At 71.0% G+C, this 13,843-nt stretch carries 8 protein-coding genes; all 8 read left to right on the top strand.

From position 1 onward, the window contains the following. Window positions 1-30: 30 nt before the first annotated feature. The 8 genes from JYJ93_RS25740 to JYJ93_RS25705 all read left to right on the top strand — a co-directional run bounded on the left by JYJ93_RS25740 (window position 31) and on the right by JYJ93_RS25705 (window position 13,837). Window positions 31-3,795, top strand: coding sequence for an annexin (locus JYJ93_RS25740; protein ID WP_206795763.1), 3,765 nt, complete (start codon window positions 31-33; stop codon window positions 3,793-3,795). 92 nt (window positions 3,796-3,887) lie between these two features. Further along, window positions 3,888-4,181 carry a hypothetical protein gene (locus JYJ93_RS25735; protein ID WP_171811545.1) on the top strand — a complete coding sequence of 98 codons (294 nt, stop codon included), beginning with the start codon at window positions 3,888-3,890 and terminating at the stop codon, window positions 4,179-4,181. 87 nt (window positions 4,182-4,268) lie between these two features. Beyond that, on the top strand, window positions 4,269-5,642 hold the full coding sequence (hemN, locus tag JYJ93_RS25730) for an oxygen-independent coproporphyrinogen III oxidase (RefSeq protein WP_206795761.1): 1,374 nt from the start codon (window positions 4,269-4,271) through the stop codon (window positions 5,640-5,642). Window positions 5,643-5,787: 145 nt separating this feature from the next. Further along, entirely contained in the window at window positions 5,788-7,239 is a 1,452-nt protein-coding gene (locus tag JYJ93_RS25725; RefSeq protein WP_206795759.1) for a cytochrome ubiquinol oxidase subunit I, read from the top strand. Between the two features lie 36 nt (window positions 7,240-7,275). Further along, window positions 7,276-8,283 carry a cytochrome d ubiquinol oxidase subunit II gene (gene cydB / locus JYJ93_RS25720; RefSeq protein WP_206795758.1) on the top strand — a complete coding sequence of 336 codons (1,008 nt, stop codon included), beginning with the start codon at window positions 7,276-7,278 and terminating at the stop codon, window positions 8,281-8,283. A 7-nt stretch (window positions 8,284-8,290) separates the two neighbouring features. Next, window positions 8,291-9,976, top strand: a complete 1,686-nt coding sequence (cydD, locus tag JYJ93_RS25715; RefSeq protein WP_206795756.1) for a thiol reductant ABC exporter subunit CydD — start codon at window positions 8,291-8,293, stop codon at window positions 9,974-9,976. Between the two features lie 291 nt (window positions 9,977-10,267). Further along, on the top strand, window positions 10,268-11,914 hold the full coding sequence (cydC, locus tag JYJ93_RS25710; protein ID WP_206795747.1) for a thiol reductant ABC exporter subunit CydC: 1,647 nt from the start codon (window positions 10,268-10,270) through the stop codon (window positions 11,912-11,914). A 165-nt stretch (window positions 11,915-12,079) separates the two neighbouring features. Further along, window positions 12,080-13,837: a DUF4091 domain-containing protein gene (locus JYJ93_RS25705; RefSeq protein ID WP_206795739.1), complete on the top strand. Its 1,758-nt coding sequence runs from the start codon at window positions 12,080-12,082 to the stop codon at window positions 13,835-13,837. Window positions 13,838-13,843: the final 6 nt, after the last annotated feature.

Here is a 13,843-nt window from a genome sequence, read left to right as displayed (position 1 = left end):
CCTCGGCAGCCGGTCACGACACAGCCTCCGGTGGTTGCGCCACCGCCGCCGCCTCCGCCTCCGCCCGCGAATGTCGCGACGAAGCCCGCGGCGAACACCGTCCCGGCCAACGCACAGTCCAGCTTCGACCGGACCGCGCCCCGGGAAGGCCCGCAGATTGCCCCGCCGGCCAGCTCGCTGCTGACGGAGAACACCCAGGACGCGCAGGCCAACTGCCTGGACAAGGCGGCGGACTGGGTGGACACGGCGACCCCCGCGCTGCGGGCCCGCTCGGAGCTGGTGTTCCTCAAGGACACGCGTCCCGGCCAGGAGGGGCAGACCGGCCACGTCATCGTGCGGCAGGGTGAGCGCGTCGTCGACCCCTCCAGCGGCAAGAGCTACGACAACCTCCAGGCCTTCCTGAAGGAGCAGCCGCAGTACCGGCAGTCTGGGACGCTGCCGGCGACCTCCGCCCACAAGATCTTCTCCGCGCCCCCGGGCTCGCCGGAGCGTCAGAAGGCCATCGCGGACGCGAAGGTCACGCCCGAGCTCCAGCGCATGATGGTCGCGGACTCGCCCCCGGGCACGACGACCGCGAGCCCCGCTAAGGCCCCCGCGACCCCCGCGTACACCGCCGAGCAGGCCAGCAAGGACGCCACCGCGCTCTACGAGGCCACGGACGGCGGCGTCACCGGGTGGGGGACCGACGAGGACAAGATCTTCCAGACGCTCGAGGGCAAGACGCCCGAGCAGATCAACCTCATCCGCCAGGCCTACAAGGACCACTACAACAAGGACCTGGACGCCAAGCTCCAGGACGAACTGGGCGGAGACGACTGGACGCGCGCCCAGGCGATGCTGAAGGGCGACACCGCGAAGAACGACGCGGTCGTCATCCAGTCCGAGCTGGACGGCGTGTTCGGCTCCTCGGAAGAGGTCCTCAAGACGCTGGAGAAGCGCTCGCCCGAGGAGCGCAAGGCCATTGCCCAGAAGTTCGCGGAGCAGAACGGCGGCGCCCCGGCGGGTCAGTCCGCCGAGGACTTCATGCTCTCCAAGCTGGGCAAGGAGCTGGACTCGGGCGAGATGTCGCGCGCCCGGAGCCTGCTGGGCGCGAGCCAGGCCCAGACGCCCCAGCAGAAGCTGGAGCTGGAGACCCAGGCGCTCAAGGACGGCCTGAAGCGGGACATGGACGGCCTGGGCACCGACGAGGACCGCATCTTCGAGCGCCTGGAGAAGGCGACGCCCGAACAGCGCGCCCTGCTGGCCAAGGACCCCGCCGTCGCCGCGCGCCTCAAGGACGAGCTGGGCAGCGAGGACTACGACCGCGCCATGGGCCTGCTCCAGGGCACTCCCGGCCAGGCGGACGCGGCGCGCATCCGCGACGCCATGAGCGGCTGGACGGGCGCGGACGAAAAGGGCGTGCGCAAGGTGCTGGAGGGCAAGACGCCCGCCCAGCTCGACGCCATCAAGAGCGAATACCAGCGGCAGACCGGCAAGTCGCTGGAGAGCGAGATCCGCGGCTGGGGCGGCGCGGACGCGGACGTGACGCTGCGGCTGCTCAACCCTCCCGCGCCGGGCGACAAGAAGGCGCAGGCCGAGGCCGCCGCCGAGAAGCTCCACCTCGCGATGGACGGCCTGGGCACCGACGAGGACGCCATCCGCCAGACGCTGGAGGGCAAGTCCAAGCCCGAGCTCGACGACATCGCCGCGGCCTACAAGGAGAAGTACGGCAAGGACCTGCGCGCGGAGCTGGACTCGGAGCTGGACGGGCGCGACGAGCTGGAGCTGCTCAAGCAGGACTACGACCTGGGCGCGGTCAACCCCAACGATCCCAACGCCGCGCAGGAGCGCGTGCGCCGCCTGCGTGAACAGCAGGCGAACGAGTCGGGTTTCGGCGCCTCGGTGCTCGGCGGCGTCCAGCGGGCCCTCAAGGGCGAGTCCGACAACGACCTCATCAACAACAACCTGGCGCGGGCGGAGACCGCCATCCAGACCGGCGACACGCAGCGGGCCAACACGCTCACCGGCTATGCCGCGGACGACGTGAAGTCGCTCCAGACGAGCAAGGACTCGCTGGCGGACGGCGCGGCCAGCGCCGCCGTCGTCGTGGTCACCACCGCGGCCGTCATCGGCACGGGTGGCGCGGCCACGCCGCTGGCCATCGCGGGCTACGCGGCCCTGGGCGCGGCGACGCGCGTGGGGACGTACGCGGCCCTCCAGGGTGACGCGGCCGGCGGACAGGAGCTGCTGCGCCAGGCGGGCATTGGCGCGGTGGAGGGCGGCACGGCGGTGCTGCCGGTGGGGAAGGGCGCCGGGGCCGTGACGGCCGGGGCCCGGACGGGCGCCACCACCGCGGCGAAGGAGGTCGCGGGCACCGCGGTGCGCGAGACGGTGGAGACGTCTGTCAAGGCCGCGGCCATCCAGGGCGCGAAGGAAGGCGCGGTGGGCGGCGCCGCGGGTGGCGCCTTCGACGCGGCCACGCGCAGCGAGACGTGGGAGAACGGCGTCGTCAACGGCTTCGTCGAGGTGGGCAAGCGGGCCGCCATCGACGGCACGGTGGGCGCGGCGACCGGTGGCGTGGTGGGCGCGGGCACGGCCAAGGCCGGGCAGCTCATCCGCGAGGTGCGGGCCAAGGGCGCCCTGGAGACGAACGGCCCCCACATCCGCTTCACGACCTCCGAGGGCCGCGTCTTCGAAGGCACGGTGACGCCGGAGAACGCCAAGGACGTCCTCAAGCTCGTCAAGGCCGCGGACCTGCGCACGGGCAAGACGGCCGGCAGCTACGAGGTCCGTCAGGCCATCCTGGAGCGCTCGGGCGGCAAGGTCAGCACCTTCGAGGCCTTCACCGTCGGCGAGCCCCCCAAGGACGGCTCGCTGTGGACGTGGCTGGAGGAGCCCAAGAACTGGGTCCCGGAGCGGCGGGAGCTCCAGCAGAAGCTGCTCAACACGGAGCTGGACAAGGCGCAGACGCTCTCCGACCGCCTGGAGCCCAACACCGTCTACGCGCTTCGCGGCAACACCGCCGCGGGCAAGACGACGGCCGTGAAGAGCGACCCGCACCTCAAGAGCAAGGTCCTGGACGAGCACGGCGAGCTGAGCGGCGCCCTCAACCCGGACCCCATCAAGGCGAAGATCGCCGCGGAGCACGACGGGAAGATCTCCACGTCCCAGGCGCACGTGGAGGGCTCCATCATCTCGCAGCGGGTGGAGAACGAGATGCTCTCGCGGCCGGGCAGCTCGGTCGTCTACGACAAGCGCTTCGCGGGCGAGAGCGACATCCCGCGCATGTTGAAGGCCGTGGAAGGCCGCAACGTGAAGATCGTCGACCTGGAGGTCCCGCTGGAGACGTCCAGCGTCCGCGTGCTCATGCGCAACCCGGGCACCGCGGATCCGCTCGTCCCGTTCGAGGCCGTGGAGGGCGGCTTCAAGGGCGTGCGCCAGAACCGCCTCGAGCTGCTCATGGGGCGCGAGGGTGAGTTCCAGGGCGTCATCAACAACCCGAAGATCACCGACTACAAGCTGATGGTGACGGACAACACCGGCAAGCAGGTGCTGGTGGCGGAGAAGCGCAACGGCGTGTGGCACGGGCCGGATACGGCGGAGAAGCAGGCCCTCTTCGACAGGGCCGTCATGGAGAGCCCCGCCGCCGAGGCCGAGCGCGTGAAGAACACGGTCATCGACGATGCCTTCATCAACCGGCAGGTGGGCGCCATCACCGACCCCGGGTTCGCGCAGAAGATGCGGGCCCGCCTCACCGAGTACAAAGGCAAGACGCTGGGAGAGGCCCTGGAACAACACTCGAAGAAGACAGAGTGAGCCACGGAGGGGCCCGCCTCATCCCATGGGTTGAAGCGGGCCGCTCGCGGCCCTAGCCTGAAAACAGAGTGTTGCACCCTCGAGGAACGCGCATGCCGACATCCGCCGAAGACACCCTGAAGCAGCTCCGCGCCGCGCAGCAGCAGCGCAAGGCTACCGAGCGGGAGCAGGTCGCGAAGGCCCGGGCCACGTCCGGCAAGGAGCCCTTCGACATGGAGAAGCTCCGGGCCCTCTACAACCCCGCGTGGGACCGGGGTGACGCGCCCCTCACGCCCTCCGCCATCGAAGACTACGAGCGGCGGTACTACCTGGAGTCGCCCCAGGTGAAGACGCTCCAGCAGTTCGCGGAGCGCCTGGCCTTCCTGCGCGACAACGACGCGACCTGACGTTCGAAGGCCTGGCGTCCCCGCCGGTGGCCGAGCTGTCCACCGGCGGGGCGTGCGCTGGCACGGGGTTTGGAACAGGGCAGGGCCATGATGGAGCCCCGCTTCGACATCCCCACGCCGTCCGAGGAGCTGCTGGCCCGCTACAACGTCGCCGGCCCTCGCTACACCAGCTATCCCACCGCCCCCGAGTGGCGCGGCGATTTTGGCCCCGACGCCCTGGCGGAGCGCCTCTCCCTGGCCGGCGCGCGGGAGGCCACGCAGCCATTGTCCCTCTACGTCCACCTGCCATTCTGCCGCAGGCTCTGCTGGTACTGCGGCTGCAACGTGGTCATCAGCCAGGACCCGGGCGCGGCGGACCGCTACCTCGACCACCTCTGCATGGAGATGGACCTGGTCGCGCAGCGGCTGGGCGCGAGGCGGAGTCTGTCGCAGATCCACTGGGGCGGCGGTACGCCCACCTTCCTCACCGAGGCGCAGCTGGAGCGGCTGTGGACGGAGCTCACCCGCCGCTTCACGCCGCTGCCGGACGCGGAGGTGGCCATCGAAGTCCACCCCGCGCTGACCACGCCGGGCCAGCTGTCACTGCTGCGCCAGTTGGGCTTCAACCGCGTGTCCATGGGGCTCCAGGACTTCGACCCCCAGGTGCAGCGGACGACGAACCGCCTCCAGACGCCGGAGCAGACGCGCGCGCTGCTGGACCAGGCGCGCGTGCTGGGCTTCACCGGCGTGAACTTCGACCTCATCTACGGCCTGCCCCACCAGGACGCGGCGCGCTGGGGCCGCACGCTGGAGACGGTGCTGGAGATGCGGCCGGACCGGCTCGCCGTCTACTCCTTCGCCTTCATGCCGGACGTGCTGAAGCACCAGAAGCGCATGCCCGCGGAGGCCCTTCCCGACGCCCGCACCAAGCTGGAGCTGTTCCGCGCCGCCTGCGAGGCCTTCACGACGGCGGGCTACCGGCCCATCGGCATGGACCACTTCGCGGTGCCCGAGGACGAGCTGGCGCGCGCGCAGGCCGGGCGCCGCCTGGGCCGCAACTTCCAGGGCTACACGGTGAAGGCCGCGTCGGACGTGGTGGCGCTGGGCAGCACCGGCATCAGCGACGTGGGCGGGGCGTATGCCCAGAACGTGCGGCCGCTGCCGTCCTATTACGCACGGGTGGCCGAGGGGCGCCTGGCCACTGAACGAGGCATCGTCCTCACCGACGATGACCGGCGCCGCCGCGCCGTCATCACCCAGCTGATGTGCAACTTCTGGACGGACCTCGGCGATGACGGCGGGACGTACTTCGCCCCGGAGCTGGAGCGGCTGCGCGCCTTCGAGTCTGACGGGCTCCTGGTCCGCGACGGCACGCAGCTGGAGCTGACGGCGCTCGGCCGCCTCTTCGTGCGCAACGTGGCGATGGTGTTCGACGCCTATCTCGCCAGGGCCGCGAAACCCCGCTTCTCCCGGACGGTGTGAGGTCCGCCGGTTGGGCCTCAAACCGCCGCGCTGGAGCGCAGAATCTGCGCGGGCTCTCGATGGCGCCGCGCAGGGGTTGCGCGAGCGCCAGGGGGTATCCGAGGCAGCGTGCACGGCGGGGGGATTGCAATGACGCCTTCCCGTCATGACCAGCCTAGAGCTCGCGCGGTGGCAGTTCGGAATCACCACGGTCTATCACTTCATCTTCGTGCCTCTCACCATCGGGCTCGCCCCGCTCGTCGCGCTGCTGCAGACGCTCTGGGTGGTGACCCGGAAGCCTGCGTGGCTCCGGCTGACGCGGCTCTTCGGCAAGCTCTTCCTGATCAACTTCGCGCTCGGCGTGGTGACGGGCATCGTCCAGGAGTTCCAGTTTGGAATGAACTGGAGCGAGTACGCGCGCTTCGTGGGGGACGTGTTCGGCGCTCCGCTCGCGATGGAAGCGCTGGCGGCCTTCTTCATCGAATCCACGTTCCTGGGGCTCTGGATCTTCGGCTGGAAGCAGCTGCCGCGCGCGCTGCACCTCGCCTCCATCTGGCTGGTGGCGTTCGCCGTGAACCTCTCGGCCTACTTCATCCTCGCGGCCAACTCCTTCATGCAGCACCCCGTGGGTGCGCGTTTCAATCCCGCCACCGGGCGCGCGGAGATGACGGACATCCTGGCGGTGTTGACCAACAACACGGCGCTCGTGGCCTTCCCCCACACGGTGACCTCCGCCTTCCTGGTCGCGGGCACCTTCGTGGCGGGCATCTGCGGCTGGCTGATGGTGCGCTCCAGCCGGTCGGGTGAAGCGGTGGCGGCCCAGACCTTTCGCGGTGGGCTCCGGCTCGGCCTGGTCACCGTCATCGTGTCTGGCATTGGCGTGGCGGTGAGCGGGGATGCCCAGGCGAAGCTGATGTTCGAGCAGCAGCCCATGAAGATGGCTGCGGCCGAGGCGCTCTGCGACGGACGCGCCGGTGCGCCCTTCTCGCTGCTCGCGGTGGGAGACCTGAGCAACGATTGCCGGGGCGTGCGCCACCTGCTGGAGATCCCCGGCCTCACGTCCTACCTCGCGCGCGCGGATTTCCAGGCGCCGCTCGAAGGCGTCAATGACGTCCAGAAGCGCTACGAGGAGCGCTACGGGGCGGGGCCGGACTACGCCCCCAACCTCGCCGTCACCTACTGGTCCTTCCGCTTGATGATCGGCCTGGGCGTGGGGAGCGCGGTGCTGGCGCTGTTCGGGTTCTGGCTCACGCGCGGAGGCGCGGCGAGCAACTCGGAGCGGTTCGCCCGGCTCTGCCTCGCGGCGCTGCCCACCCCGTTCCTCGCGTGTTCCTTCGGTTGGATCTTCACCGAGATGGGGCGGCAGCCCTGGCTGGTGGCGCCCAACCCCACCGGGGTGGACGCGCTTCGCCTGCTGACGGCCAGCGGCGTGTCCACCGCCGTTTCCCCCGCCATGGTCTGGACGACGCTGATTGGCTTCACCTGCGTCTACGGCGCGCTGGCGGCGGTCTGGTTCTACCTGATGCGGCACTTCGTCCGGGCGAGCCTGAAACATCCGGCGACCCTCTCGAACGAGGACAGCCATCCTGAAACCGCGCCGCTGTCGTTCGGCTATTGAGCTCCCGGCCCTCTCTCCTGGCATCGGTAAACAATCATGGAACTGAATACACTCTGGTTCTGTCTCATCGCGGTCCTCTGGACGGGCTACCTCGTGCTCGAGGGTTTTGATTTCGGCGTGGGGATGTGGCTCTCCGTCCTGGGCAAGACCCCGGCGGAGCGCCGCGCGGTGCTGCGCACGATTGGTCCGGTCTGGGATGGCAACGAGGTGTGGCTGCTCACCGCCGGGGGCGCGACGTTCGCGGCCTTCCCGGAGTGGTACGCGACGCTCTTCTCCGGCTTCTACCTGCCGCTCTTCCTGATCCTCATCGCGTTGATCGTCCGCGGCGTCGGGCTCGAGTTCCGCTCCAAGCTGGACAGCCCCCGGTGGCAGCGCCGCTGGGAGCAGGCGATCCAGGTGGGGTCGTGGATCCCCGCGCTGCTCTGGGGCGTCGCCTTCGCGAACATCGTGCGCGGGGTGCCGCTCGACGCGGATCATCAGTTCACCGGGACGTTCCTCGGCCTCCTCTCGCCGTTCGCGCTGCTCGGCGGCCTGGCCACCACGCTGCTCTTTCTCAGCCACGGCGCGGTCTTCATCGCGCTGAAGACCCAGGGCACGCTGCGGACGCGGGCGCTCGGCTGGGCCCGGCGGATGGCGTTGCCCACGCTCGGCGTCAGCGGTGCCTTCGGACTGTGGACGCAGGTGCGTTACTCGGTGGCCTGGACGTGGCCGGTGCTGGGGTTTGTCGCCCTGGCGCTGGGGGCGGCGGCGCTGAGCGTCTGGCGGGAGCGGGAGGGCTGGTCCTTCACCTTCAGCTGTCTGGCCATCGCGGGCGTGGTCGTGCTGCTCTTCGGCTCGCTCTTCCCGGACGTGATGCCAGCGCTGGAGCCTGCGCATTCGCTCACCGTCCAGAACGCCTCGAGCACTCCCTACACGCTGCGGATCATGACCTACGTCGCCGTCGCGCTGGTGCCGTTCGTGCTGGCCTACCAGGGCTGGACCTACTGGGTCTTCCGCCAGCGCGTCACCGTCGACGAACTCCACCCGGCGCTGGGAGAGGGCTGAGCGTCCGATGAAGCCGCTCGACCCGAAGCTCCTGCGGTACGCGAGTGCCGCGCGGCGCTACGTGCTGCTCACCGCGGGCCTGGGGCTCGGGATGGTCGCGCTCACGGTCCTGCAAGCGCGGGGGCTGGCGCGGCTCCTGGGGCATGCGCGCGAGGTGGCCGGGGGCCATGGGAGGCTCCTGCTCTGGCTCGGCGGCGTGTGGCTGCTGCGCGCGGCCCTGGCGGGGCTCCAGGAATGGGCGGGGAAGCGGGGCGCGCACCGGGTCATCGCGCAGCTGCGGGGAGGCCTGCTCGCGCGGCTGGCGTCCGGCTCGGAGGGGGAGCGCGCTTCGGCGGGCGGGGTGGCGCAGGTGGAGCTCGCGACCCGTGGGCTGGACGCGCTGCAGCCCTATCTCGAAGGCTACGTGCCGCAGTTGCTGCTCACGGCGCTCGCGACGCCGGCCCTGCTCGTCTGCGTGTGGCGCGAGGATCCGGTCTCCGCGGCCTTGATGGCGGGCTCACTGCCGCTCATCCCGCTCTTCATGGTCCTGGTGGGCCGCTTCACGCGCGAGGCCACGGTGCGGCAGCTCGCGAGCATGCAGCAACTGAGCGCGCGGGTGCTGGACCTCATCACCGGGCTCGCCACGCTGAGGGCACTCGGCCGGCAGCGCGGCGTCGCGGCCCAGGTCCTGCGGCTGAGCGAGGCGCACGCGCGCACCACGCTCCAGGCGCTGCGGCGGGCCTTCCTCTCCAGCTTCGTGCTGGAGCTGATCGCCACGCTCTCCATCGCCAGCGTGGCGGTGGGGATTGGCCTGCGGCTGCTCGAAGGGGCGATGCCGTTGGAGACGGGCCTCTTCGTGCTGCTGATCGCGCCAGAGGTCTATGCGCCGCTGCGCCAGGTGGGCGCGCTCTTCCACGCGTCCGCGGAGGGAGCCGAGGCGGCGGCGCAGGCCATCGCGCGGCTCGAAGCCCCTCAGCCCGCGCGCGGCGCGCTCGCCGCGCCACCGCTCACCTCCGGGACGCTGGAGCTGCGGGACGTCTCGGTCGCCACGCGCGATGTCGGGGTCCGCGCACCGGAGGGGCTCTCGTTCGTGCTGCCGTTGGGGCAGGGACGCATCCTCGGGTTGCGAGGGGAGAGCGGCGCGGGCAAGAGCACGGCCCTGGCGGTGGTGCTCGGACTCCTGCGGCCCACGTGCGGTGGCGTCTTCTTGCGGCCCGAAGGCGCGGCGCCGCTCGCGCTCGGGTCGCTCGACCTGACGACGTACTGGGCCCAGCTCGCGTGGCTGCCTCAGCGGCTCCACCTGGAGCCTGGCACGGTGCGCGAGAGCGTCTGTCGAGGGCGCGTGATTCCGGCCTCCGCCCTGTCGGCCGCCGCGGAGGCCACCGGCTTCGACGCCGTTGTCGCGCGGCTGCCCGAAGGCTGGGACACGCGGTTGGGGCGGGACGGGCAGGGGCTCTCGCTCGGGCAGAGGCAGCGGCTCGCGCTCACGCGGATCCTCGCGGGCGACGAGCGGCTGCTGCTGCTCGACGAGCCCACGGCGCATCTGGATGAGGCCTCCGAGCAGCGCGTCCTCGAAGCGCTGAAGCAGCGCGCCCGGCAGGGGACAACGCTCCTCGTGGTCAGCCACCGCGCGCGGACGCTGGCCATCGCGGACGACGTCGTCACGCTCCACTCGACCGAGGCATCCCTGGACACCCTTGCGGAGGCCGCATGAGTCGCCATCCCTTGTGCCAGGTGCCGCCAGGGCTCGGGCTGCGTTCCCGCACGGTGGGCGCCCGCGGCTTCCCTGTCTCCGCTCGCGGAGGCCGCATGAGCCGCCACTCCTTGCGACAGATGCTGCCGGAACTCGGGCTGCGTACCTCATGGTGGGCTCCCGCGACATCCTTGGACACGATCTCGGAGGCCGCATGAGCCGCCACTCCTTGCGCCAGGTGCTGCCGGAACTAGGGCTGCGTCCCGCAGGGTGGGCGCCCGCGGCCTCCCTGGCCCCGCTCGCGGAGGCCGCATGAGTCGCCATCCCTTGTTCCAGGTGCTGCCAGAACTCGGGCTGCGTCCCCGCACGGTGGCCTTCGCAGTCGCGCTCGGGACGGCCGCGCTCTTCGCCTCGACGGCGCTGGGCGCGTTGTCCGCGTGGCTGATCGCGCGCGCGGCCGAGATGCCGCCGGTGCTCGACCTCACGCTCGCCATCGTCGGCGTGCGGGCCCTGGGGCTTTCGCGCGCGGGCCTCCGCTACGCCCACCGGCTCGTCGCGCACGAACTGGCCCTGGGAGGCATGGCTCGGCTGAGGGCGAAGCTCGTCGACGCGCTCGCGCGGGGGCCGCTTCCCCGGGTCCTCGGCCTCAAGCGCGGTGACCTCGTCGCGCGGCTCGGCGGTGACGTGGACGCGGTGGGTGAGGCGGTCATCCGCTCACTCGTGCCCATGGCCATCGCGGCCGGTGTCGGTGTGGGCAGCGTCGTATTGCTCGCCTTCTTCCTCCCGGCGGCGGCGGGGGCCCTGGCCGTGTGCCTGGCCGTCGCGGGGGGCGTGGCGCCCTGGATGAATGCGCGCGCGCTGGCCCTCGCGGAGAAGGCGTCGTCGGCCACCCGGACGCATCAGCTGTCCACCGCCCTGGAGCTGCTCGAAGGCGCGGCGGAGTGGAGGGTTTCGGGACGAGCGCCAGTGTTGCTTGAAGTCCTGCGCGAGGATGACCTCCGCCTGGAGCGCCTCTGTGCGCGAGCCGCTCGCTGGACCGCCGCCGCGACCTTCCTGCTGCATGGCGCGTGGAGCGCGAGCGTAGGGGCGGCGCTCGTCCTCGGCTTCGCGGCGCTCGGACGCGGAGCGCTCTCCCAGGTGGAGCTCTGTGTCGTCGTGCTCGTGCCGCTCGGTGCGTTCGAGGCCCTTCAGACCATGCCCGCGGCGCTGACCCAGTTGCTGCGCTCGACCGAGGCGGCCCGGCGGCTGCTTCCGTTCCTCGAGACACCCGAGGCGGAGACTCCATCCGCCGCGCTCGCAGCTCCCGCGCCAGCGGGCCCCTTGCGCGCGGAGGGACTCGCGTGTGGCTGGCCAGATCGAAGCGCCGCCATCTCGGGCATCGACCTCACCGTGCGGCGGGGCAGGTCGCTCGCCCTCACCGGGCCCAGCGGGAGCGGAAAGACGACGCTGCTGCTGAGCCTCGCGGGGCACCTCCCTCCGAAGGAGGGGAGGGTGAAGCTCGGCGACGTCTCGCTCGAGGACGTGAGCGAGCAGCGTCGCGTGGAGTTGCTGCACTGCTTGACCGAGGATGCGCACCTCTTCGACACCACCCTGCGAGAGAACCTCCGGGTCGTGCGCGCGACGCTCACCGACGACGAGGCCATCGCGGCGCTGCGCAAGGCTGGGCTGGGGGAATGGTACGCACGGCAGCCGCGGGGGCTCGACACGCCCCTTGGCCGCGGGGGCGAGGCCATCTCGGGAGGCGAGAGGCGGCGCGTGCTCCTCGCGCGGGCCTGGCTCTCGGAGGCCCCCTGGCTCCTGCTCGATGAGCCCACCGAGCATCTCGATCCGCGCACCGCGGCACGCGTGATGCGAGACCTCAACGGGATGAAGGCGCACGGGCGCGGCCTGGTGGTCGTCACGCATGACGCGGACGTGGCACGCGCGCTGGACAGCGTCCACGCACTCGCGCCGGCCTGACGCCCGCCAGCGACCGGGAGCGGCATTGGAAGAATGGGCGGCGCCGCCGCGAGTCTATTCCGGAGCCCAGCCGTCTTCGGCCCGCCCTATCACAGGCACGCTGGAAGGCAGCCGGGCGGCATGTCTGGATTTCCGCCGCTCTCCCCGGTCCATAGCTTGTCGGGCATGAGAACCCCCTCCCGTCACGTGCTTTGGATGGTGCTGCTCTTTTCCACCACCGTCGCCGCGCAATCCGCCCCGCGCGTCTGGGGCGAGACCGCGACCACGAAGATAAGACCCGGCACCGAGCCAGGTCCTCGAGCCGCGCTGCAACTGGTTGCAGCGCGCAATGAGTTTGTCTCCTTCCAGGTAGGGCTCCACGGCGGAAGGGCAGGGCTCACGGGGGTCCGCGCAAGCCTGGGCGCCCTTCAGGGACCGGGGAACATCGGGGGCCGCGACATCACGCTCTATCAGGAGACCTTTCTCGACATCACCCGGAGCTCCACCGGGAACTCCGAGCTGGGGCGCTGGCCAGACGGGCTGACTCCAGACAGGGATGAGAGCGTGGGAGAGAAGCGCCAGGCCTTCCCCTTCGACGTCCCCGCGGGCGAGGCCCGCGCCATCTGGGTGGATGTGCTTGTCCCGAAGAATGCCCCTCCGGGCCACTACAAGGGCACCGTACAGGTGACCGCGGACCATGGCTTTCAGTCGAAGGTGCAGGTCCACCTCACCGTCGTCGACGCACTCATGCCGAGCACGGCCTCGTTGAGGTCCGCCTTCCTCCTGTGGCCGCCGCATGTCTGTCTTGCCTATACCGGCACCCCGGCATGCGGCGAAGAGACGCTGGTGCCACTGCTCCAGAAGTTCCACCGGCTCGCCCTCGAACACCGCATCTCCCTGGCCAGCGCCTTTCCGCGTCGGCCGGGCGAGGCGACCTGGAGCCTGCCGGACTGGGAGACCTTCGAGGAGAACTGGGGCCCGTTCCTCGACGGCACCGCTCCCTCGCGATTGGAGGGAGCGCGGATGACCAGCTGGCAGTACCTGGGCCCGGCCACGGCCGAGGGCCTCGCGGAGTTCCAGGAGGAAGCCCGGAAGCGCGACTGGCTGTCGCGGGCCTTCGACTACGTCGGTGACGAGCCGCCGTATGGCATTACCTTCGAAGCCGTGGAGGAGCGCGCCACCCTGTCGCGCCAGGCGGCGCCCGAGGTCCGCACGCTCCTCACCTCCACGGCGCAGGACATGGAGACGTACCAACTGCTCGGCCTCATCGACACCATCGTCGTCCTCGACAACTTCCTGGACGGGACGAAGCCGCCCTACGTGGGAAACCAGGTGGAGCACTACACGGACTTCCTCTCGCAACCCCACCGGGAGCTCTGGACCTATCAGAGCTGCATGTCCCACGGCTGCGTGGCCGAGGACGCACCGCCGGAGAACCAACCGGGACAGGGGTGGCCCTCCTATATGGCGGACCGGCCGGCCACGAAGGCGCGCGCCCAGGAGTGGGTGTCCTTCCTGGCGGGCGCCACGGGCGAGCTCTACTACCAGACGGTGGGGATGCTCTCCACGGCCTGGACGAACCAGTACCGCTTCAATGGCAACGGAGACGGAACGCTCTTCTACCCGGGGACCGCCGAGCGAATCGGAGGGGCCACGAACGTGCCGGTGCCCTCCATCCGGCTCAAGCTCATCCGGCTCGGCGTCCAGGACTTCGAGTGGCTCAAGGCCGTGAGCGACGCGGGTGACCCGGCTTTCGCGCGGCGCGTGGCGCAGAGGCTCGTCCCCTCGGCCTGGCGTGTGCCGGATGACGGGGCCGCGTTCGACGAGGCCCGCCTGTGCCTCATCCGGCGCTACCTCGAGCTCCAGGGCAAGCGGGATCTCGCCCCGGAGTTCTCCGCCCGGTGTCCGGGCTCCGCCAACGCCACGTCCCAGCCGGGCCCGTGACGCCCG

Origin of the sequence: Corallococcus sp. NCSPR001, assembly GCF_017309135.1 — a bacterium.
GTDB lineage: Bacteria > Myxococcota > Myxococcia > Myxococcales > Myxococcaceae > Corallococcus.
This window is presented reverse-complemented; position numbering and strand designations above follow the sequence as displayed.